The sequence below is a fragment of the Methylobacterium sp. SyP6R genome, from assembly GCF_019216885.1.
Classification (GTDB): Bacteria; Pseudomonadota; Alphaproteobacteria; order Rhizobiales; family Beijerinckiaceae; genus Methylobacterium.
This window is the reverse complement of sequence record NZ_JAAQRC020000003.1, coordinates 16,696-36,888: the sequence shown is the minus strand read 5'-3', so window position 1 is coordinate 36,888 and position 20,193 is coordinate 16,696. Positions and strand designations below refer to the sequence as shown.

General features: G+C 60.5%; 21 protein-coding genes. 14 read left to right on the top strand and 7 right to left on the bottom strand.

Features of this window, described 5'->3' with window-relative positions; translation table 11 throughout:
- Positions 1 to 602: 602 nt before the first annotated feature.
- The gene (locus tag HBB12_RS32855) at positions 603 to 1,301 is read left to right on the top strand and encodes a pyridoxamine 5'-phosphate oxidase family protein (RefSeq protein WP_236993736.1); all 699 of its coding nucleotides are present in this window, start codon (positions 603 to 605) and stop codon (positions 1,299 to 1,301) included.
- 22 nt (positions 1,302 to 1,323) lie between these two features.
- Here HBB12_RS32855 and HBB12_RS32850 read toward each other — a convergent pair whose 3' ends face one another.
- Together HBB12_RS32850 and HBB12_RS32845 are read right to left on the bottom strand one after the other, a co-directional pair.
- Positions 1,324 to 1,812 carry a pyridoxamine 5'-phosphate oxidase family protein gene (locus HBB12_RS32850; RefSeq protein ID WP_236993653.1) on the bottom strand — a complete coding sequence of 163 codons (489 nt, stop codon included), beginning with the start codon at positions 1,810 to 1,812 and terminating at the stop codon, positions 1,324 to 1,326.
- A gap of 45 nt (positions 1,813 to 1,857) precedes the next feature.
- Positions 1,858 to 3,054, bottom strand: coding sequence for an MFS transporter (locus HBB12_RS32845; RefSeq protein WP_236993652.1), 1,197 nt, complete (start codon positions 3,052 to 3,054; stop codon positions 1,858 to 1,860).
- Positions 3,055 to 3,355: 301 nt separating this feature from the next.
- Between HBB12_RS32845 and HBB12_RS32840 the strand changes: the two genes are divergently transcribed.
- From HBB12_RS32840 to HBB12_RS32795, 10 genes are all read left to right on the top strand, one after another.
- On the top strand, positions 3,356 to 4,066 hold the full coding sequence (locus tag HBB12_RS32840) for a cupin domain-containing protein (RefSeq protein WP_236993651.1): 711 nt from the start codon (positions 3,356 to 3,358) through the stop codon (positions 4,064 to 4,066).
- A 28-nt stretch (positions 4,067 to 4,094) separates the two neighbouring features.
- Positions 4,095 to 5,627, top strand: a complete 1,533-nt coding sequence (locus HBB12_RS32835; RefSeq protein ID WP_236993735.1) for a class I tRNA ligase family protein — start codon at positions 4,095 to 4,097, stop codon at positions 5,625 to 5,627.
- 109 nt (positions 5,628 to 5,736) lie between these two features.
- On the top strand, positions 5,737 to 7,077 hold the full coding sequence (locus tag HBB12_RS32830) for a lysine N(6)-hydroxylase/L-ornithine N(5)-oxygenase family protein (RefSeq protein ID WP_236993650.1): 1,341 nt from the start codon (positions 5,737 to 5,739) through the stop codon (positions 7,075 to 7,077).
- Between the two features lie 75 nt (positions 7,078 to 7,152).
- Positions 7,153 to 8,427 carry a diaminobutyrate--2-oxoglutarate transaminase gene (gene ectB / locus HBB12_RS32825; RefSeq protein ID WP_236993649.1) on the top strand — a complete coding sequence of 425 codons (1,275 nt, stop codon included), beginning with the start codon at positions 7,153 to 7,155 and terminating at the stop codon, positions 8,425 to 8,427.
- 132 nt (positions 8,428 to 8,559) lie between these two features.
- Positions 8,560 to 9,444, top strand: a complete 885-nt coding sequence (locus tag HBB12_RS32820; protein ID WP_236993648.1) for a PhzF family protein — start codon at positions 8,560 to 8,562, stop codon at positions 9,442 to 9,444.
- Positions 9,445 to 9,452: 8 nt separating this feature from the next.
- Entirely contained in the window at positions 9,453 to 10,019 is a 567-nt protein-coding gene (locus HBB12_RS32815; RefSeq protein ID WP_236993647.1) for a DUF3291 domain-containing protein, read from the top strand.
- 97 nt (positions 10,020 to 10,116) lie between these two features.
- Positions 10,117 to 10,794, top strand: a complete 678-nt coding sequence (locus HBB12_RS32810; protein ID WP_236993646.1) for a hypothetical protein — start codon at positions 10,117 to 10,119, stop codon at positions 10,792 to 10,794.
- Positions 10,795 to 10,810: 16 nt separating this feature from the next.
- Positions 10,811 to 11,989: an NAD(P)/FAD-dependent oxidoreductase gene (locus HBB12_RS32805; RefSeq protein WP_236993645.1), complete on the top strand. Its 1,179-nt coding sequence runs from the start codon at positions 10,811 to 10,813 to the stop codon at positions 11,987 to 11,989.
- A gap of 123 nt (positions 11,990 to 12,112) precedes the next feature.
- On the top strand, positions 12,113 to 13,384 hold the full coding sequence (locus HBB12_RS32800) for a PLP-dependent aminotransferase family protein (RefSeq protein WP_236993644.1): 1,272 nt from the start codon (positions 12,113 to 12,115) through the stop codon (positions 13,382 to 13,384).
- A gap of 53 nt (positions 13,385 to 13,437) precedes the next feature.
- Positions 13,438 to 14,268 carry a class I SAM-dependent methyltransferase gene (locus tag HBB12_RS32795; protein ID WP_272913339.1) on the top strand — a complete coding sequence of 277 codons (831 nt, stop codon included), beginning with the start codon at positions 13,438 to 13,440 and terminating at the stop codon, positions 14,266 to 14,268.
- Between the two features lie 538 nt (positions 14,269 to 14,806).
- Here the strand turns inward: HBB12_RS32795 and HBB12_RS32790 are convergent.
- The gene (locus HBB12_RS32790; RefSeq protein WP_236993642.1) at positions 14,807 to 15,868 is read right to left on the bottom strand and encodes a tyrosine-type recombinase/integrase; all 1,062 of its coding nucleotides are present in this window, start codon (positions 15,866 to 15,868) and stop codon (positions 14,807 to 14,809) included.
- A gap of 224 nt (positions 15,869 to 16,092) precedes the next feature.
- On the opposite strand from HBB12_RS32790, the gene HBB12_RS32785 reads away from it, so the two are divergent.
- From HBB12_RS32785 to HBB12_RS32775, 3 genes are all read left to right on the top strand, one after another.
- Positions 16,093 to 16,332: an AbrB/MazE/SpoVT family DNA-binding domain-containing protein gene (locus HBB12_RS32785; protein WP_236993641.1), complete on the top strand. Its 240-nt coding sequence runs from the start codon at positions 16,093 to 16,095 to the stop codon at positions 16,330 to 16,332.
- Positions 16,316 to 16,717: a type II toxin-antitoxin system VapC family toxin gene (locus HBB12_RS32780; protein WP_236993640.1), complete on the top strand. Its 402-nt coding sequence runs from the start codon at positions 16,316 to 16,318 to the stop codon at positions 16,715 to 16,717. The genes HBB12_RS32785 and HBB12_RS32780 overlap by 17 nt, the downstream gene beginning before the upstream one ends.
- A 211-nt stretch (positions 16,718 to 16,928) precedes the next feature.
- Positions 16,929 to 17,126, top strand: coding sequence for a hypothetical protein (locus HBB12_RS32775; RefSeq protein ID WP_236993639.1), 198 nt, complete (start codon positions 16,929 to 16,931; stop codon positions 17,124 to 17,126).
- A gap of 979 nt (positions 17,127 to 18,105) precedes the next feature.
- Here the strand turns inward: HBB12_RS32775 and HBB12_RS32770 are convergent.
- The 4 genes from HBB12_RS32770 to HBB12_RS32755 form a co-directional block, all read right to left on the bottom strand.
- Positions 18,106 to 18,591 carry a hypothetical protein gene (locus HBB12_RS32770; protein WP_236993638.1) on the bottom strand — a complete coding sequence of 162 codons (486 nt, stop codon included), beginning with the start codon at positions 18,589 to 18,591 and terminating at the stop codon, positions 18,106 to 18,108.
- A 9-nt stretch (positions 18,592 to 18,600) separates the two neighbouring features.
- A complete protein-coding gene (locus HBB12_RS32765) occupies positions 18,601 to 18,756 on the bottom strand; it encodes a hypothetical protein (protein ID WP_236993637.1) in 156 nt (51 codons plus the stop codon).
- A gap of 281 nt (positions 18,757 to 19,037) precedes the next feature.
- The gene (locus HBB12_RS32760) at positions 19,038 to 19,658 is read right to left on the bottom strand and encodes a hypothetical protein (RefSeq protein WP_236993636.1); all 621 of its coding nucleotides are present in this window, start codon (positions 19,656 to 19,658) and stop codon (positions 19,038 to 19,040) included.
- Positions 19,659 to 19,669: 11 nt separating this feature from the next.
- A complete protein-coding gene (locus tag HBB12_RS32755; RefSeq protein WP_236993635.1) occupies positions 19,670 to 20,029 on the bottom strand; it encodes a hypothetical protein in 360 nt (119 codons plus the stop codon).
- Positions 20,030 to 20,193 lie beyond the last annotated feature (164 nt).

Sequence of the window (20,193 nt, the reverse complement as noted above, 5' to 3'; positions counted from 1 at the left end):
ACGCGCTCCGGTTCGACATCCTTTTCAGCCCACGTAGGTGCACGGACACGCTTCGCACCTTCAGGCTGAGCCGCAAGGTTACACCACTAACGGCGAGCCTTGCGAGAAAACTTGAGATTGCCAAACCGACGACGGGCAGATATGAAGAGGGACTACGCTCAAGAGCGCACCGGCGCTGAAGATCGCCTCGCAACACTACTGGATATGTGCAGTGCCGTATCACGAGGGCGTGGTGACGATCCAGGCATCACACTTTCACAAGTGCGAGGCCTTATCCGGCCATTTACAAAGCTATCTCAGAGGCAGCCCAGAGGGGCAAACTCTTCGACAAGTGCAAGGGCAGGCGTATTCTTAAGAGGCGAAAGTATGACACGGACGCAAAGAAGCGCACGCTGACATACGTACGGAAAATTGCTGTTAGTCTGATAGGTATTAACTTCCAGGTGCGATTTCATCAATAAATCGCCACATGATAAAGAATCTAGTTTATATCAATCCGGCAGAGGCGAAACTGCTAGATCTGCTAAATGCTCTCACCAACAGCGGAGAAGCGCGTGCCCGAGGATTATTCTGCAACCTATCCAATTGATGCCGTCAATCGTATGAAGCGGTTGCACGAGCGCGGCTTCTACGATCGCAAGACCGTGTATCAGCTGCTCGATGCGGCCGCGCTCTGTCATGTCTCGTACATCATCGATGACCAGCCCTACTGCACGCCGACCCTTTTTTGGCGTGAGGGCCCGCGGCTCTACTGGCACGGATCGAGTGCCAGCCGGATGCTGCGTAACCTCTCGGACGGCGAGCCGGTTTGCCTCACCGTCACCCACCTCGATAGCCTCGTGCTCGCGCGCAGCGGCTTCAACCACTCCGCCGATTACCGCTCGGTGATGGCCTTTGGGCGCGCCCGTCTCGTCACGAACCCTGAGGAGAAGCGCCGGGCACTCGTGATGATGGTAGACCGCTTCTTCCCTGGCCGCACGGCGGGTCTGCGGCCGAGCACGGCGCAGGAGACCAAGGCCACGGCAGTGGTATTCATGGACATCGAGCGGGCCTCGGCGAAGATCCGCGCCAAAGGCGTCGGTGACGACGAGAATGACTACGCGCTGCCGATCTACGCCGAGCGCCTGCCGGTTCACCTGCTAATTGGTGAACCGGAAGCCTGCCCGCGGCTAATGCCCACCGTCACGAGGCCCCTTCAACTCGCGCCCTACAGGCAAGGGCGGCCGCTCGAAGCGGCGCTGCTCGACGCTCACGCCGACACCTTCCCGCGCGACAGCGAAGACGCTTCGAATGGTTCGTAAGCCTGTTCAGCGATGTAAAGCGTCAGACGGAGCGGGGCTCGACCTTGTAGGTATCGTAAGCGGCGCGCATGCGCTCCGCCTCGGTCCGCTCGGGGAACAGCGCGTAGCTTGGAGCCCGGATGCTGGCGATCCGCTCGATGCGGACGGAGATGATGGTGCGAACCGGAAAATCGGGGCCGGCCTTCTTCAGCAGGTCAGCCCCCGTCGTCTCGAAGGCCTCCGACCCGCGCGTGATGAGTGAAGCACGGCCATGAACCTTGAAGCCGCGCTGCCGGAACACGTCGACGAAGCTCACGCAGACGCTCGGATGCGCTGCGATGTTCCTGACGCTGGTCGGGGAAGCGATATCTGCCACCAAGATCCTGTCGTTGCCGTGAGAGACGAAGATCTCTTTCGGCGAAACATTGGGATTACCTGCTTCATCGACGGTCGCTAACCAGCACAGGACCGAGTTCTCGATCCCGATCCTGACGGCCTCGTTGAGGAGAGCGCCGCGTTTTGATGAGCACATGACCTTCTCCCTTCGACTTTGGCATCCACTCTATTAGATGATGCTCTAGCCCCGGACGCGCCTACCCATCATGAGGGGCCCGATCAGGCCCGGAACCGAGAGCAGGAGGAGCGCCGCAACCATCGCACCGTACCCTACATCGTTCAGCGCACCCGGGGCTCGATCGGCTCCGCCGCTCGCCCAGGTCATCGCGAAGCCGATCACTGGCTGCGTAGCCGCGGCGAATAGGCCCGCGGACGCGGTGTTGACGGACGCTCCGACGCCGATGAACTCGGCAGTGTACAGGCGCTTCGTGCATTTGAGGATCAGCGGGATCGTGCCTCCGGCAAGGAGGCCGAGGACCGCAAAGTTGGCTACAACGAGCGCGAACGGCGTGTGGCGCAGGACCGCAGGAAAGAGCAGGGCGATCAGTACGCTCCGCAGCAAGCAAACGACCACCAACGCGCGGTCCGAGTTCAAGACACGGTCGGCCAAATAGCCGAGCCCTCCGGAGCCAAACGCATTCCCGATCATGAAGGCGAGCAGCGCGGCACCCGCCTGCGAACCGTCGATTCCGAACACATGGGCGATCATCGGCAGCCCCCAAACGCCCGAGAGAGTCGTGACGACAACGAAGTGGGATCCGAACGTCAAGACATTGCCCCAGTTCGCTCTGCTCCTGAGTGCGTCGGCCATGTAGGTTAGGAGAGCATGCAAACTCCTGGCAGTGCCTGACGCGCGAGGCACGCTGGCGGACGCAGCGATCAAGATGAAGTTTAGGGCGCCGATCAGCGCCGCGAGGAGCAGGCAGGATCGCCAGCCAATATGCTCCACCCCGACAGCGAGCGGGACGGTGGCGAAGGCCCCACCCACGTATCCCGAGACCTGGGACAGGCCGGACATGACGCCAAACCGGCGGTCTGGGAAACGCAGGGCGACGAGTTTGAGGAGTGAGCTGAAGACAAGGGCATCGCCGCTCGCAAGCACCAAGCGCGCTAGCACGGCGACAGAGAGATTTGGGCTTAGCGCGAAGGCCGCGCTGCCGAGCGCCGACGTGGCCATGCTGCAGAGGACCACACGCCGCACGCCATACCGGTCGACCAACAGGCCAGCCGGCAACTGCATGAGGGTGTAGCCCCAGAAATAGGCCGAGGCGAGCGCGGCGATCCCAGCAGCATCGGCACCGAAGTCGCGGGTTAGACCGAAGTTCAGCGATTGCAGGGACACGCGGTGGAAGAAGGCGAGCGCGTAGGCGGTCGCCATCAACGCCCAAGCGAAGTAGCCGCCAGCCCGCGCCCATGGGGCCGGGCCGCCGCGGAGCGGCGTGGGGGCCGCGTCTCCGGACGGTCTATCAGGGGTCTGCATTTCGGTCACGCTCCTTGAGGATCACGGGGCGCAACGATCATCCGCGGCCTCTCGGAAGCAGCAGCGCGCGCTTTCCGGATCGGTTGCAGGCGGTCGCGCCGAAGCTGTCGCAGACCAACACCAGCCACTCCCGACCCGATACAGAACGCGGAATGTGTATTAGTCGTTTTCGGGCCCAATATCGGACGGATAGGCGGGCTTGAACACGGCGACTGCTGTACTTCCTTTATTTAGCAGCCAGGATGCATTCCTTCACGAGCTTACTCTCGACATAGGAGGTGACAGAGAGCCACAACCCCGGCTGCGCATCAACCCGCTGATCGAATTTTCTCAAGGAGATGAGGCTTTTTTTTCCTCGCTTCAATCGAAGCTGGGCCGCAATTTTTCCTTGACACGATGGTACTCAGGGTACCTGTTAAGAGAAACCCAGGGTGGTTGCCGTGGGAGCTTCGGCCAGCCCACGCCGCTAGCGGCGTGGGCTGGCGAAAACACAGGTCGAATAGAGGAGGACGCGATGCGCATAGCTCGCGCCAAAGATGCGACGTCGTCTTACGAGTACGGCTGCGATCTTAGACGCCTCTATCCTTGGGCTGATGTCGCGGATCCGCTATGGGGCAGCGCAATTGCCTCAGTACGTCCCAGCGAGTCGACTACACCGCACTCGCACGACGAGGAAGAGACCTTCCTGATACTGGATGGCGCCGGCATCATCACAGTTGACGACGAGAGTTCACCGATTGAAGCAGGTGACGTCATCTACCTGCCCAGGTTCAGCCACCACACCGTCCGGAACACGTCGTCATTAGTGCCACTTCGCTTCCTGACGATCTTCTGGGGAAGTCCAGAAGCGAACGCGAGGCTGATGCACATCGCGGACCAGTTGAAAGCGTCGACGCAGCCAGAAGCCTAGAAACTCCATGAAGTGATTGGCTGAGCAGATGACATATCCTCAGACAGAGCTCTTCGCGATCGTCGCGCCACCTCCGACTCCTAACGGCGACCTCCATGTCGGTCACCTGTCGGGCCCATATTTCGGGGCCGACGTGCTGCGCCGATACCTGTCGTTGCGTGGCCACAAGGCGGTTGCAGCGCTCGGGGTAGACACCCATCAAAGCTACGTCGTCACCACTGCAGAGCGCCTGGGTCTGGATCCGCGCACCCTCGCGACGCGGAGCCATGCTGAAATCTCCTCCACGCTAAGATCAGCCGAGATTGCCTTCGACGTTGTGGGACTGCCGGATGCGAGTTACGCCCACTATGTCGTGGAATGGTTCCGCCATCTAGACGGGCACGGCGTATTTAGCAGGCGGCAGCGACCGGTTCCGTATGATGTCGCTCGTGACCGCTTCCTGTTCGAGGCCTACGCCTCGGGACGATGCCCAACTTGCCTTTGCGAGACGAAAGGCAACATCTGCGAGACCTGCGGACACCCGAACGATGCTGAGGCCTTGTTCGGGCTCCATCCGACGGGCGGCAGACCAGGCGACCGGATCGAGCCGAGAACCGTTTCAGAGGTGGTCTTCGATCTGGAGACATGGCGACCTCGGCTCCGATCGCACCTGCTCGACACCCTCCCTGAACGGAGGCCCACGCTCGCTCGGCTGATAGACGAACTCTTCGACAGTCGCCTACCGACGTTCCCGATCACCTTCCCGTCGATGTGGGGCGTTGCCTCGCCACTGGGCGATGAACGCGGGATGGTTCTGAACGTCTGGGCAGAGATGGTGCCGGGACACTACTACTGGCTCGACAAGGCTCACCGGACGAAGTATGGGTCCGGATTGTTTCCTGCGCCAAGCCGGGTCCGGTACATACAGTATCTCGGCTTCGACAACTCGTTCTTCTATTGCGTCGCTCAATTATGCCTAGCATTCGCTGCCGCAGAATGTGGTGCCGACGCGTTGCTTCCCGCCGCCTTTGTGACAAACGAGTTCTACCTACTAGATCAGTTCAAGTTCTCCACAAGCCAAGGACACCTCATATGGGGCCGGGACTTTCTGGCGAAAGTCGATGCCGACGAGGCGCGCTTCTACCTCGCATACTCAAATCCTGAGTACAATCAGGCGAACTTTTCGCAGGACGACTTCGAACTAATCGTCGCCCGAAAGTTCCGGAAGCCGCTCGAGGCACTGGAGGAGGCTCTTCTGGCGCTGAATCCGCCGGCTTCAGCGCGACCTGAGACACCGGAAGCGCGAGCGCTGCGTCGTAGGTTCGAGGCTGCCTACGGGCACGAGAGGCCCAGCCTGCGGATCGCTGCACTAGCAGTCGCCACCGGCCTAGAACTTGCCCTGGCGCTTGTTGCGCATGATGGGGATCCGGACGTCGTTCGGGGCGTCGTACGAGCCCTTTGCGCCGGTATGGCTCCTATTGTGCCAGCAGCTTCGGAGCGCCTCTGGCTTGCCTGCGGAGAGACAGGTCCAGTCACATGGCCCACTCCGTTAGCATCGATTGCAGCAAGCGAGATCATTTAAATTTGCAATATTGGATACCGGTTTTCATTTATTCAGATCAAACACTAAATACAATAATGTAGATAAGTCATCATGTGAATTCTTTAAATCATAGTTTTTACAAGGCGATGTGAGCGAAATCCTGGAGATTGATCTGCCAATGTCGACGTTCGAGAAAAATTGTCTCATCCACGACGTGCTCGGCGTCGGATTTGGGCCTTCGAACCTAGCCTTCGCCATCGCACATGAGGAGGCGGACTCGCAGCTCGACGTGAGGTTCTTGGAGCAGGCAGACGGTCCGAACTGGCAACCCGGAATGCTGCTCGACGGATCGGACATCCAGAACAATCCACTGCGCGACCTCGTGACGCCTCGCAACCCGAAGAGTCACTACACCTTCATCAACTATCTCAAGTCGGAGGGACGACTCTACGATTATCTCAATTTGGGCATCCTGTATCCACTCAGGAAGGATTATGCTAAGTACATCACTTGGGCGGCACAGTTCTTCAGCGAGCGTGTCACCTATGGCACACGCGTTTCTAGTGTCGAATACGATCGAGACTTGCACTGTTGGACGGCACGATCCGACAAAGACAGGTTTCTGGCGCGAAGCTTGTTGGTCGGAACTGGTCGGAGCCGGAATGTTCCGGAAGTGTTCGCGCCTCATCTCGGAGGTCGCGTGTTCCACCTCTGCGACTACCGTCCAGCGATGAAGGCACTCGCACCCGGGCTGCACTCGATCGCCGTCGTCGGAAGCAGCCAATCCGCGGTCGAGATCCACCTCGATCTGCTCGCGAGTTACCCGCATGCGCATATCCACGCGATCCATCGCGGGTACGCCATGCGACAGAAGGACACCAGCCCGTTCTCAGATCACGTCTACTTTCCAGAATTTATCGACTACTTCTTCAGCGTCTCAGATACGTCTCGGCTTGAACTTGAGCGCCAGCTTCGCCCAACAAATTATGGAACAGCTGACATTGATGTCCTGCATAAACTCTATCTGACCCTGTACGAAGAGCGGCTTGAGGGCCGCAACCGGTTCCGGATTAGCAACAACACCGAGGTGGTGTCGGTCCGTCCATCCGCCGACGGCGTTGCATTGGAACTCCGCGAGCGCTTTCTCGACCGTACATCCGAGCTTTACGTCGACGCGGTCGTGCTGGCGACGGGATTCAAGGATCTGGGTAGTGGCGAGGGCAAGGAGCACTTCCCAGCTCTGCTCGCTGGCGTGGCGGACGGTCTCGGCCGCCGAGCGGACGGTGCTCTCTGCGTTGAGCGCGACTACAGCGTCGCCTCGGAGAGCGGATTGCGGATTTACCTGAATGGCCTGTGCGAAAGCAGTCACGGGCTCGGCGATGCTGGATCCTTCAGTCTGCTGTCGCTCAGATCGTCCGAGATTCTGGCCAGTATGGAGCGGGACGTCGCCGGTTTCGCGTCTCGAGCGTTGCGCCGAGCCTCAGCCTGACGGCGTGAGCCTGCCGAACTCGGTCAGGCCTGATCCATCGGGCGGCTCCGCCGAGTATTGTGAGGGGAGAGAACGATGAACGCCCACGTGTTTGACCGCTTCGAGTCCGAAGTTCGCAGCTACTGCCGCAGCTTTCCGACGATCTTCGCTCGTGGCGAGGGCGTGTGGATGACCGATGTGGGTGGGCGGCGCTATCTTGATCTTCTCTCTGGCGCCGGCACTTTGAACTATGGCCACAACAACCCGGCGATCGTCGGGCGCGTGATCGATTACCTCACGAGTGGCGGCATAGTTCATTCTCTCGACCTCCACACGGAAGCAAAAGCGAATTTCATCGACGTGTTCCAGCGCCACATCCTATCGCGGCGCCAGTTGAACTACAAAATGCAGTTCCCAGGCCCGACAGGAACCAACGCTATCGAAGCTGCCCTAAAGCTTGCCCGGAAGGTGACGGGGCGCACTAACGTGGTCGCGTTCACGAACGGCTTCCATGGCATGACGCTCGGCGCCCTGGCGGCGACGGCCAACCCAGCCAAGCGAGCCGGGGCGAGCGCGCCGCTCGCGAACACCACCTTCATGCCCTACGATGGCTTCCTCGGCGACGAGGTCGATACGCTCGACTTTATCACCCCGATGCTGCTGGAGGGCGGATCCGGCGTCGATCGCCCTGCTGCGATCCTCGTTGAGATGGTCCAGGGCGAGGGTGGCTTGAATACGGCATCCGCGTCTTGGGTGCGGCGGATTGCCGTCCTGGCGCGGGAGCTGGGCGCCATCCTGATCATCGACGACATCCAAGCCGGGAACGGCAGGACCGGAAGCTTCTTCTCCTTCGAGCCCTTCGGCATCGAGCCGGACATCGTGGTGTTGTCGAAATCCCTGTCCGGCTTCGGGACGCCATTCTCGCTAGTCCTGATCCGGCCTGACCTCGACCGCTGGCAGCCGGGCGAGCACAACGGGACGTTCCGCGGCAACAATTTGGCTTTCGTGGGCGCGGCAGCGGCCATCGAGACTTACTGGACGGACGATCGCTTCGTGGGAGAGGTGGCCGGGACGGCAGCGCTCCTGCGGGAGGGTCTGCTGCGCATCACCGCGAACCTGCCGGGCGGTACCGCTCAAGTGAAAGGCCGCGGCCTCTTCATCGGATTGTCGTTCGCGGAGGCTCAAGTCGCGACAGCGCTCTCGCGGCGCCTGTTCGCTGGCGGCGTAATCGCCGAGACCTGCGGCCGCCGGGACGAGGTGCTGAAGCTGCTGCCGCCGCTGACAATCGGCAGGACGGAGGTGGAGGATGCCCTCGCCCTTCTTGGAGAGGCTGTCAGCCACGAAGCGGTCCAGCCTCGGCTCGCGAGTTGAGCAGGAGATCGTCCTCTGACCGTGATGCCGGCCGACCTCACCCGGTTAGCCCCATTGCACTTGGTCCCGCCGCGTTGCTCGGGAGCGGAGCCAGTCCAAACTCTTCACGAGCGGACGTGCGAGAACGAATCCATGAACTTTCCTTCGACCACGACGCGGCTTGAGCTCTGGCAGGTGGACGTCTTTGCCGAGAGGCCGCTATCCGGAAACCCGGCGGCGGTGATATTCGGCGCTGCCGATCTGCCAGATGACATGCTGCAGGCAATCGCGCGCGAGACCAATCTTTCCGAGACCGTGTTCCTGGCCCCTCCAGAGGAGGGCGGCGATTTCAGAGTTCGCATCTTCACGACCAAGCGTGAGCTCCGGTTCGCCGGTCATCCGACGTTGGCGGCGGCGCACGCCTTCACGGAGGCGACGGGATCAACGGCCATCGGACTGCGACAGGAATGTGGAATCGGTCTCGTGACCGTCCAGCGCGCCAATCCCGGAGCGACATGGTTCGTCCAGATGCCAGAGGCCAGCCTAACCCAGACCGACATCGTTCCCGAGAAGGTGGCGGCGGCGCTCGGGATCGCACTGGAGAGTGTGCTAGACCGGCCGGTGGTGCGCGCAGCGACGGGCGTACCCTGGCTCCTGGTTGAGCTCGACGGCCCCGCGGCGCTGGCAGCGCTCACACCTGATTTCTCCGCGATCACCCGGATCACACGGGCCCACGACGCTGTGGGTCTCACCGTCTTCGTCCGCGCACCCTGTCCAGGCGTCGCCGCTCGGCTACGGAGCTTCGCACCGGCCGAGGGCATCTACGAGGATCCGGTCTGCGGCTCCTGCGCCGGAGCGCTCGCGGCCTTCCTCCTGTCTGGCAGCCCGCCACCGCCCGGCGAACTCGTGTTCGAACAAGGAGCCGAGATCAGCCGGCCCGGGCGGGTCCTGATCTCGGCAGCGGACGAGGGCGCCGCCCGGCGCCATGCCGTCGGCGGTCGGTGCGTCACGGTCCTGCGGGGCCAGCTCAAGCTCTGAGGAAGCCCATGTCTCGACTCGCCTTCACGACCTTCGCGATAATGCTGAAGCCCTACGGGAGCGAGGTCGTCCGCGGCTTCGAAGCCATTACCCCGGCCGTCTTTCGGCACGCCGAGAAGGCGCCAGGTTTCATCACGAGAGCGCGGGAGTTGGACGAGGACAACGAGGCCCTGACCAATTTCGAACGCGACTGGGGTCCATGGGGCCCCTTCGCCGTCCCGCGCTTCTACGACGGCGGTCGTCAAACGAAGACCGATACACGCGCCTCGACCCTCAGCCTCTGGACCGACATCGAGGCCGTGCGCGCGTTCGCGTACGGCGGCCTGCACGCACGAGCCCTGGCGCAGCGGGAGAAGTGGTTCCGCAAGCCTGTCTGGCCAACCTACGCGATGTGGTGGGTCGGTGACGAATATATCCCGACCTGGGTCGAGGCCGCACGCAACCTCGAATTCCTGCACGACAACGGTCCGAGCCCCCGTGTCTTCGACTTCGCGCAGCCCTTCGATCCGGACGGCCATCGGCTCAGCCAGATTGACGGCCAGCGGATTGAGCCGCTCTCCGCAACGGCCTCTTAACGGCGGTGGCTAAACCCGGCCGCGCAGCGGGCCCGGGCCGCGTGTGGGCTCGTTGTCGGGGCAGACAGGTTGGGTAAAGGCAAGGAGTGAAGAGGCCATGCAGCGAGACGAAGGAGCCGTGCTGGAGGTGATTGGCGATGCGTCCGCGCTCTCCGATCCGGAGCGGTCACGCGTCCTGACCGACATCCTCGACGTCATGGAAACTTGCTGGGATTTCGACCGTGACGGCGTTGCGCAGGCCTTTGGCGCGGAGAACTTTCCGTTCCAGAGTGGCTACGGCGTCGTCTTCTGCCACCGCGGTCGCCGTGCCGTCGGATACAGCATCTTCTTTCGAGTTCCGCTCGGAACGGACCATGCCCTGTACAGGGCCGGGGCGGCCGTCAGGCCGGAGGAGCGCGGCCGCAGTTGCTACCGTCTCCTGACCGAGATCATGCTACGCGAAGGATTTCCTGCTGACGATACCGGAACCCGGTATTTGGCGTGGCGGACTCGGAATCCCTTCGTATGGCAATTCAACGCGCGCCTGTGCCGAGAGGTGGCGCCAGCCCCGTTGAGCCTTGGTAGCGCCCACCTACGCGAGGCGTGCGAGCGGATCGCGCGGATCGTTTATCCCCGGCAACTCCTGCTGGTGCCAAAGATGATCATGCGGGACGTCTACCTCCACCTGTCGGAAAAACGACCGGGCACAGCGCTCGACCCCACAATCGACGCGTGGCTCTCCCGGACCATTCCTAACCCGCGCGACGCCATCTTCGCCGTGGGGATGCTCAGATGATGTCGCCGGACGCGTCATGAAGACCTTCGACTTCGCCGTCGTCGGAAAGGGCATGATGGGTGCTGCTGCGGCGCGCCACTTGGCGCGGTTCGGCGCCCGCGTCGTTCTGGTCGGTCCCGACGAGCCAGCCAATCGACGCACGCATGGCGGCGTCTTCGCCAGCCACTACGACAGCGGCCGCATCACCCGGACCATAGACGCCGATCCCGACTGGGCGCTGCTCGCGCAGCGCTCGATCGCACGCTACGCCGAGATCGAGGCCGAGAGCGGCATCAGCTTCCACACTGAAGTCGGCTGCGTCATCGCGGCTCCGAAGGCCGGCGAGGCCATAATGCGGTTCATCGCGACACGCGACCGAGTCGGCGTCGACGTGGCGGAACTCGATCCGGCCGAGTTGCGCTCCGCTTTTCCAGCGCTGCGCTTCCCTGAGGAATACACCGGACTGCTCGAGATGCGAGCGGCCGGGATAATTGATCCACGAGCGTTGGTTGCCGCACAGGTGAGGCTAGCCAAGGCCGCTGGTGCGACAGTCATCACCGCGGAAGTAGCGGCGGTGCATGACAGAGGGAGACACGTCGAGGTAAGCACGGTCAACGGGGAGCGGTACGCTGCCGCACGGACGCTCGTGGCCGTCGGTGGTTTCTCGATCAGATCGGAGCTGTTGCCGCGCCCCCTTGACCTAAAGGTCAAGGCGCGCACGGTGCTTCTCGCCGAGGTCCAACCCGAGGATGTGGGGCGCTACGCAGCCATGCCTTGCGTTATCTGCTCCGGGACTGGGGATGCAGACAGCTTCTACGTCCTTCCACCCGTCCGCTATCCGGACGGTGGCCTAAAGATCAAAATCGGGGGTGATCCTTCAGACCGCCTTCTCGCCAACGAGTCAGTAATCCGCGCTTGGTTCTCGGGGGACGGGGACACCGCAGCGGCCGCCCATATGCGCCGTCACTTAGAAGCACTTCTTCCCGATTTACGTCCCGGCGCCTTCTCAACAATGCCTTGTGTGACGACATGCACGCGGCACGGACACCCGTATATCGGCTTCGCGGAGTCGCACCGGATCATCGTTCTTACCGGCGGCAACGGCGCAGCCGCTAAAAGCTCAGATGAAATCGGACGACTGGGCGCATTGTTAGCTGCAGACGGCAGAATTTGCACCGACGAATATATGACAAACTTTGAAGTTTGCTTCCTATAGATGAATATTAATATTACATAATGATGCTAATATCAAATATATCATGCTCACATCTGATGAAACAGACCGTAGAAATGATCACCCTGCCCCGTAAATTCATTTTGCCACACAATGGAGGTTAAGATGAACGCTGATCGCCGCCTTTTTATGCATCATTTTCAGCAGCTTTCGTCAGAATTTTCTAGATCAAGCGATGTTTTGCATCTTACAGCAAATGAAAATGTTTTGTCTGATGCCGCCAAATCGATGCTAACCTGTCCTGTACATGGCAGATATCATCTGGGCCATGTCAATAAACGGGAATATCGCCGCTCTGGGGTGAGCGCTCTTGGACTAACGAGCATTGCACTTCCGGCCATGCATGATTTTGAGTTGGAAGCGAGTCGTGCAGCAATGAAATTGTTTAGCGCAAGCCACGTTGACCTAAGGCCTATTTCCGGATTGCATGCTATGATTGTGACTATTTCCGCGCTTACAAATAAAAATGATACCGTTTACTGTATTAATCCTTCGCAAGGGGGGCATTTTGCCACCACTCCAATCGTTGAAAGGCTCGGACGGCAGGCAGCATACCTTGAGTGGGATGATAATAAATTGGATTTTGATTTAATCGGTATCCAAAATTCCTTTCGATCAAGGGCTCCAGATCTTATCTATGTCGATCATTCATGTTGTTTATTTTCGCTAAATTTGATAGAACTTCGTCAGATTGCAGGAGATAGCGTCCCAATCGTTTACGATGCTTCTCACCCACTCGGGTTAATAGCTGGCGGCGCCTTCCCCAACCCACTTCAGTATGGTTGCGACGTCCTCCAAGGGAATACGCACAAGACGTTCCCTGGTCCGCAAAAGGCAGCCGTATTTTCAAATAATGAAGAAATTTTTCAACGTATTGCAAGCGCAATGGACGTAATGGTCTCAAGTCAACATTCTGGCGACACTCTGGCTTTGTATGTCACGATGCTTGAAATGGAGTCTTTTGGTGTAGAATATAGCAAACAAATACTGAGCAACTCAAGGACGCTGGCTAAATGTTTGCAAGATGAAGGTCTCAACGTTACCAACATTGATGGAAGGCATACGGACACGCATCAGCTATATCTGCAGGATTTCTCGGACAATCAGCATCTGTCGGGGACCGAAAGGCTGCTTCGATGCGGCCTGAGCGTGAACGCCAAACGCTCCCTAAACACAAATGTCATAAGGATTGGCGTTCAAGAAATCACGCGGAGGGGTCTTATTGAAGAGCATATGACAACCATCGGCAAGATAATATCTTCATGTCTTTTCGAAAAAGAGGAAACGCCGTCATTACGCGCCGCTGTCAAGGAAATCGTTGATCAAGCTCATTTGATTAAGTACTCTTTTGATAAAAATAAAATTAATTATATTTAGTATTAAATTGAGCCAATGCTGTCATTACAGCAGTCAGATTGAGGTTTAAGTTAATGAACATCAAAAGAACATCTCGAGGCCACGCGAGATCGGATCATGCTCATCTTAACCGGCATTACTATTTCGCACGGCAGGAATATGAGCGTGCTGTGGACGAAGTCGGTTTTCAACCCGGCTGGTCTGTCCTCGATGCAGGTTGCGGAATAGGCAGTTATCATCACGCAATCTCACGATCTATTGGCGTTGACGGGTCAATTTTGGCTTTGGACCTAGCGGAAGAAAATATTCGTTTTACAAACTGCCTTGCAACAAGTGCTGCTCGCAATACGATTGTGAGATCATTAGTTGGAAAAATCAATCAAATACCAATAAAGACGGGAGCGTTTGATTGCATTTGGACCGCAAATGTACTTCAATACCTGACGGCAGAGGGCTTTTCAGAAGCAATTGAGGAGTTCAAGCGCGTCCTTAGGCGAGGCGGCACTCTCGCAATCAAAGAGGCTGACACCTCATTGTACCAAATTGACCCGATAGATCCATTCCTTATCAGTAGATTGCAAGAGGCTCGCAGAAAATATTCCGCTCCAGAAGAGCTTCTCGGGCCTTGGAGTGGCACTTCTATCTCTAGAAGATTACGAGAGAAAGGGATTAATCCTATAAAGCGGAAAGGTCAACTCGTGGAGAGATGGGCTCCCCTCGATCAATCATCATTGAATCATATTGAAGATATGATTTTATACTTCTCTTCTTTGTCCGAACAATTGCCAATTTCAACCACTGATAGAGATAAATGGCGAGATATTTGCAATCATCGCCATAAAATACTTTCAGATCCCGATCTTTGCACGAGGGAATTTTTCGTAATCACAATTGCTGTCCTGTAGATTATTTATAAGTATTGTGCGCAGTCACAGAAGTCTCGATCGTTTGCGTAACCTCTTCATGGCATAGGTGGTGCCCTCGCTTCAGCTCGCCGGGTTTAAACCGGCCCAGGGGCGATCCTATACCGTCCCCACCCACGGTCTTTTGCCGCGCCATTCTTTCGTTGAATTGGCGCATGGTCGAGGCTGGACTGAAAATTGTAAGTCAAGAGCGGGCTGCACGTAGCTGAGCAGCGCACGCGCCTCCACGGCGTGGTAGATGTAATCGGCGTAAGAGAGCCCCAACTTCACTGTAAAGTCCTGTTGTGGGATGACAACGATGTTGTGGTGAGCACGATGAATTGGGGATCGCAATCGGGTCGAGCTGACGACCCACTGGACGAGATCGGCATCCATCTCGAAGGCCCTGGCTTGGCGGCCGCACTTCTTGAACAGATTGAAAATATGCTGCCAGAGGCAAATGATCCATAGTGTTTACTCCTAAGGCGCACCCGGAAAAGGTCGGACCTTTATCCCTCACGCTCGCAGATTACGGTACGAACTACGTTCTATTCTGGATCGTTGCCAGCTTCCGGGCGGCGCCTCGCTGCGCGCGCAAGCGCTCGCCATAGCGCGCGGGCATGGCCGGCGTCTTCCATGAGCCGGCCTGCATCACCTCAAGCAGCTCGAACCCGGCCGCGAACATGTCCTGCGTCGCCCCGACCCGGGTCGAGTGCCCGGAGGGGAGGCGAGAGAGCTTCAGCCCGGCCGCCGCGGCGAGGGTGCGGAATACCCGCGCCACGTCCCGGTCCCCGAGCGCACTCGCCCCGACCTTGCCGCCCTTGGTCAGCGGCCGGAACAGCGGACCATTCTCCAGCTTGGCCGCGGCGAGCCAAGCATCGAGGTGCGCCATGGTATCGGGGGCGAGATACTTGATCGCGCCTTCGCCCTCCTGGTCGGCCTTGGATCGCCGCACTAGCACGGTGCCAGAACCGTCGGCGCCCCGCTCCAGATCCCCTATCTCTAAAGAGACGAGTTCGGAGCGACGCAGCAGGGTGTCGTAGGCGACCGCAATCAGCGCGGCGTTGCGGAGCGCGATCAGCGGGGCGCCGTGCTCACCCTCCGACACGCGCCGATGCAGGCGCTCGGGCGTCATCACGGTGAGCATGCGGTCGATGCTGGGACGGTTGAGCGGCTCGGCCTGCTTCTGGCGCCGGCCCTTGGCCCGGTTCATCCGCTTCACCGCCAACCGGACGATCTCGTCGGCGCAAGGGTTCGGCAGGCCCGCGGCCCGGTGCAGCGCGGCGATCGAGGAGCGGTAACGCTCGACCGTCGCGCGAGACTTCGTCTCGGCCTGCGCATCAATGAAGGCGGCGATCGTCTCGGGCGTTGCCGGCAGCATCGTCCGGCTGGTCTCCCGACACCAGGCGGCGAAGATCCGACTGTCGGCGGCGAAGGCCCGGACCGTGTTGTCGGCGAAGGCGCCGTATGCGGCGCGGGCGTGCGCCTCGACGCGCTCGATCAGGATCTCGTCGGTCGGCGGCAACGCTGCGGCGAGCGGGACCGGCAAGGCCGGTGCCTCGCGGGCGGAATCAGGGGTCGGGTCGGCGCGGTCGAGGTCCATGGGCCGAGCCTAACCGATCGCGCCCTAACGATCCATTAATTGTGTCCGATAGTGCCTATTATCGGACACAATTTAGACCGCCAAATCGGCCGTGACACGAACGCGGCTTGCTGCGAGTATGCGATTTGAGGAGTGACACAAGTTTTTTCCCTTTGAGAGCTACGGGGCATAGTGGCATGGCTGAACCGTTACGCCGCACGGTACAGGTTGCGGAAAATGGGAGAATGAACCTTCCTGCGGATATGCGCCGCGGCTTGGGCCTGAACGGCGCAGGCCGTGTGATCCTGACTCAGGATGAGGATGGCATCCGCATCTCGACGGTCGATCAAGCCCTCAAGCGCATCCGGGCCCTAGCCGCGCCTTTTGCCCAAGGACGGGAGTCCGTGGTCGATGAATTCCTTGCGGAGCGTCGGGCCGAAGCTGCGCGAGAAGATGGTGAGGATTCGGATGCCGGACGCGACTGATCCCGTTCTCGATGCCTCGGCCGTGCTGGCCGTCATCTTCAGCGAGGCGGGCGCCGATCGCGTTGCGGGCCACCTGCCCGGCGCGCGGATCTCCGCGGTCAACGCGGCGGAGGTGATGACCAAGCTGGTCGACCTCGGGATGCCGGAAGACACAGTCGACGCGATTGTCGAGGGCTTGCAGCTCACAATCGTTCCCTTCGACATTGCGCATGCGCGTGCGAGTGCGCGCCTTCGGACGCTCACCCGGCCGGCTGGTCTGTCGCTCGGTGATCGTGCCTGCCTGGCCGTGGCGGGGCAACTCGGCGCCCCGGCGCTCACCACCGATCGGGCTTGGTCGCGGCTGGACGGCACCGCCATCGGCGTCACGATCAAGTTGCTGCGCTGAACCGATGGCGAGCGCCGCAGCCCTCATGGGGATCTCGGCCGAGTTGAACGATCGGCAGCGCGCCTACCGGCTGGACGGGTAAGGGCGCGATCCACCCTTGCCCGAGCAGCCGGCATCTGGACCATCGCAGAAGATCGATTTTTACCTATTCACGATGCGAATGGTTGAAAAATAATCGGTACAAAATATTCAGAAAAATTCGAGGCCGTCCATGAATACCGCTTTCGCAGCTAGCGGAATAGTCCTGATGGGCTTAGGTGGGTTCACCATGGGAGCCCAATTGATAGCGTCGATGAGCACCTCAGTTCTGACATCTCCAGAAGTTGCGATGCTCGCGGTGGCCGGGCTTCTGGTTGATGGTGTGGGCTTTGTGACGTTCATGAAGGGTTTCAAAAACTACTCCCTGTAAGCGGCCTCCGATCGACGTGGGACCGACCTGGTTCTAGTGATGAGCAAAAGGCGTTTCCGCCCGATCACTCGGGAGGCCTCGTGCGCCTCGAGGGCTGCGGCTTCTCCGGGCGTTGCGGCACGGGTGTAGGCGTAGCAGCAGGGCTGGCCCTCCTGCCCGTGGAGGTGCGAGCCCAAGGCCCTCGCGGTCTTCACATCGAGGGGGAAAGGCCCGTCCAAATCCCTCGATCACACGGGGCTCGGATCCGACTCGGACCAACGTGCCGACGACTGGCCGGAGGGCGATCAGCATCAGGACTCGGCCGGCCCGGCGGGCCTGCGCGGCGGCTTCTTGGTCCGCCTCATCGACGCCCTGCTCGCGTGTCGCCGCCGCGGCCGCCGACGCCCTAGCAAGGGATTCCTCCATTCGGTCGATCACGTCGTAGAGCCCGCGGACGCTCGCGAACGGGACGGACCAGGCCCTCAGATCCGGTAGGAAGCGAGCACCTGGGACCATGCGGACGCCTGTAGCGAGCGAGATTAAAGCGCCCACAAAAAGGCCCATACAGTTTGCAGTGACGCAATCTTATGTCATTACTTTGATTACGCTTCTTGCCGGCGAAATGGATTTCGACGCCCTTATGCAATCGTCATCGAAAAAAATAGCGCAGATATTCGCTAGGCCCTATCGCACGTTGACGAATGGACGGACGGGACACGTAACGCAGCAAACATCATCATCACCGATCCAAGAAAAAAGAAAATTCAATGTATACGCATGACCAATCTGAGCAAAACTGGTGGAGCGTCTTCTCCCGCTCGGTTCTGGCCGGACCGGAGACCATGACATCAAAGGACTATGATGTTGCCCAAGCGCGCGACCTGCGGCGTTATCCTGATACCAGGCATCTGCTTCGCTCAGCGAAAATCGTAGAGCCTGGCGGTGGCTGAGCGCATCAACCCGGCGAAGGGTGCGATCCACCCCATGCCCCTCCCCTTCATCATGCCGTCCCGGCCGGTGGCGTAGTGAGGAGATCGGCACGCATCACGCCGTTGCTGACCCCCTGGGCAATCCGATCGAGGGCTGCGGCCTCGGTCAAATCGGCGTCCCAGGTGTAGATGTCCCGGTGAGCACCGACTTCGCGTCCGATCTCCGGCGGCCAGCGCCCAAGAGTGATCCAGGGCCAGCCCGGCGCCGGGGGCTCGTAGAGCGCCAGCACCGTGTCGCCGGAGCTCTGCCTTCTCACGGCGGCGTCCGGCCCTGCGGCGAAGTCCAGGGCCCCTCCCCGGCGCGGCACAGGCCGGGCTAGGGCTGCGAGCAGCGCCTCGCGTTCCGCCGCGGTCTCGACGGCCCAGAGCTTCCAGGGTGTCTCGACGGAGATACCAGGCGGCCACCGGCCGACGCACAGGTCCGGCAGCCCAGGGAGGAAGCCGCCGTACCAGACGATCGGCATCCAGGAGGTGATGGGGGCAGCGAGATCGATCAACGCGCGCTCCTACGGGACGCGGGGGGCGTAGCCGCCCTGGGATAAGGCGAGTTCGAGGATTTTGTCGACCGCAACGGGGACGTGCCGGGCGTTCTGCATCAACACGGTGCGGGCTTTATCGATCATCTCGTAGCGCGGATCCGGCTCGTGGAGTCTCGACGGCATGTATTCGCCCGCGAGTGCGTGGGCGACCACTCCCGCCAGAAGCGATATCAGATCAAGGGCGTCGTCAGATATTGACGTAGCAGGGTTTGTGCTCATGCAGGCAATCTACCACAAGGCAATATCGATCCGCGAGAATATTACTGATGTAGCATTTGAAAAAATTACAGCTCCGCTGGACAGAGGCACAGCGGGGCGATGACGTGTTCAGACGGCAAGGGGGCTCAAGAACGCAACACGCCCCTGGGTAAGATGTCCCAGACTGGTTAGCGGATCCTCAAGTCCTATTCTCGGAGTGATGGAGAAGGCGGAACACCAGTCCGCGAGGCCGCAGCTTGGCGCGACTCGATGGGGTCGAGGTCGCACAGTTCGACGAACACCACCTTCTCAGACCGCTCGGCGCCTATCAGGTCCAGATTGACGTAGACGTGGTCGGCGAAGACGGCGCCGCACAGGCGCCAGATGACGCCGGTGCGGCCGACGCGGCGTTCGTCGCTGCCATCCAGGCTCAGGGGCGACCCGATGATCCGAACGTCCTGCCCGATGCGCAGCCAGTTGGCGGCGGAGGCGACGAGGGCGGCGATCTCCTCGGCGGTGAGGGTCGGCCTCGTGGTGCGGGCGAACGGTGTCTGGGGATCGACCGAGAGGCGCCGGGCCTGCTCCTCGGACGCCAGGTCGTGAAACCACTCGATCTCGTAGTCCGGCGTCCAGGCTGGCGGCGCCGGCATCTTGGGCGAGGCGCGAAACACCTCGACGGCCGGGCCGCCGAGGAGGTCGGCCTGGATGCCGATCAGGGCGCGCTCGTACTGCGCCTGTCGGAAACCGGCGCGCCACCGGGCATCGCTGCCGGCGGGCAGGCGCGTGACGTCCTGGCGGACGTGGCGGGATTTCCTGGCTCTCGGCATGAAGGCAGTTCTCACACGAGGCCGAGGCGACGGGCCGTTTCGATCTCGCCCGTGTCGACGTCGTCGCCAAGGCCGATCCGCGTGGCGAGGGCAGCCAGCAGCAGTTCCTCCCAGATCGGGAGCCTGCCCGGGCTACGCCGGCCTTGCAGTTCGAGGAAGGTCTCCGCGGTGAAGCCGGCCGCGGCGCGCACGCGGATCTCGGCGATCCCGGATATGAGCGCCGCGGGGTCGATGTCGTCCTGCCCGTGGAAGGCGCGGGCGGCGATCAGGAACACCTCGAAGCTCGCCACGAACCAGGGTAGCCCGGAACGCTCGGCCTCCTCACGCTGGGCCTGGGATGTCGCGGTGGTGATGATGGGCTGGATGGTCATCGGATGGTCTCCCGAGAGGTTGGAAGGTTCCTTGCCGGCCCGGATCGGAGTCTCTCTCCAAACCTTTGACCGTCATCCGGTCCCGACCCTCTCTGGCTCCACTGTCTGTCGTAGCGTTACCTATGTGCGCAGGATCCATGCTATTTACCATGCATCCGATTCAT

Coding starts and splice junctions, on each gene's coding strand:
- ectB (WP_236993649.1), top strand. CDS start 7,153: ATGAACGCCCACGTGTTTGACCGCTTCGAGTCCGAAGTTCGCAGCTAC.
- HBB12_RS32760 (WP_236993636.1), bottom strand. CDS start 19,658: ATGCCGAGAGCCAGGAAATCCCGCCACGTCCGCCAGGACGTCACGCGC.
- HBB12_RS32795 (WP_272913339.1), top strand. CDS start 13,438: ATGAACATCAAAAGAACATCTCGAGGCCACGCGAGATCGGATCATGCT.
- HBB12_RS32850 (WP_236993653.1), bottom strand. CDS start 1,812: ATGTGCTCATCAAAACGCGGCGCTCTCCTCAACGAGGCCGTCAGGATC.
- HBB12_RS32855 (WP_236993736.1), top strand. CDS start 603: ATGAAGCGGTTGCACGAGCGCGGCTTCTACGATCGCAAGACCGTGTAT.
- HBB12_RS32755 (WP_236993635.1), bottom strand. CDS start 20,029: ATGACCATCCAGCCCATCATCACCACCGCGACATCCCAGGCCCAGCGT.
- HBB12_RS32765 (WP_236993637.1), bottom strand. CDS start 18,756: ATGCCGTCGAGACTCCACGAGCCGGATCCGCGCTACGAGATGATCGAT.
- HBB12_RS32775 (WP_236993639.1), top strand. CDS start 16,929: ATGAATACCGCTTTCGCAGCTAGCGGAATAGTCCTGATGGGCTTAGGT.
- HBB12_RS32845 (WP_236993652.1), bottom strand. CDS start 3,054: ATGGCGACCGCCTACGCGCTCGCCTTCTTCCACCGCGTGTCCCTGCAA.
- HBB12_RS32820 (WP_236993648.1), top strand. CDS start 8,560: ATGAACTTTCCTTCGACCACGACGCGGCTTGAGCTCTGGCAGGTGGAC.
- HBB12_RS32790 (WP_236993642.1), bottom strand. CDS start 15,868: ATGGACCTCGACCGCGCCGACCCGACCCCTGATTCCGCCCGCGAGGCA.
- HBB12_RS32815 (WP_236993647.1), top strand. CDS start 9,453: ATGTCTCGACTCGCCTTCACGACCTTCGCGATAATGCTGAAGCCCTAC.
- HBB12_RS32800 (WP_236993644.1), top strand. CDS start 12,113: ATGAACGCTGATCGCCGCCTTTTTATGCATCATTTTCAGCAGCTTTCG.
- HBB12_RS32810 (WP_236993646.1), top strand. CDS start 10,117: ATGCAGCGAGACGAAGGAGCCGTGCTGGAGGTGATTGGCGATGCGTCC.
- HBB12_RS32805 (WP_236993645.1), top strand. CDS start 10,811: ATGAAGACCTTCGACTTCGCCGTCGTCGGAAAGGGCATGATGGGTGCT.
- HBB12_RS32780 (WP_236993640.1), top strand. CDS start 16,316: ATGCCGGACGCGACTGATCCCGTTCTCGATGCCTCGGCCGTGCTGGCC.
- HBB12_RS32785 (WP_236993641.1), top strand. CDS start 16,093: ATGAACCTTCCTGCGGATATGCGCCGCGGCTTGGGCCTGAACGGCGCA.
- HBB12_RS32835 (WP_236993735.1), top strand. CDS start 4,095: ATGACATATCCTCAGACAGAGCTCTTCGCGATCGTCGCGCCACCTCCG.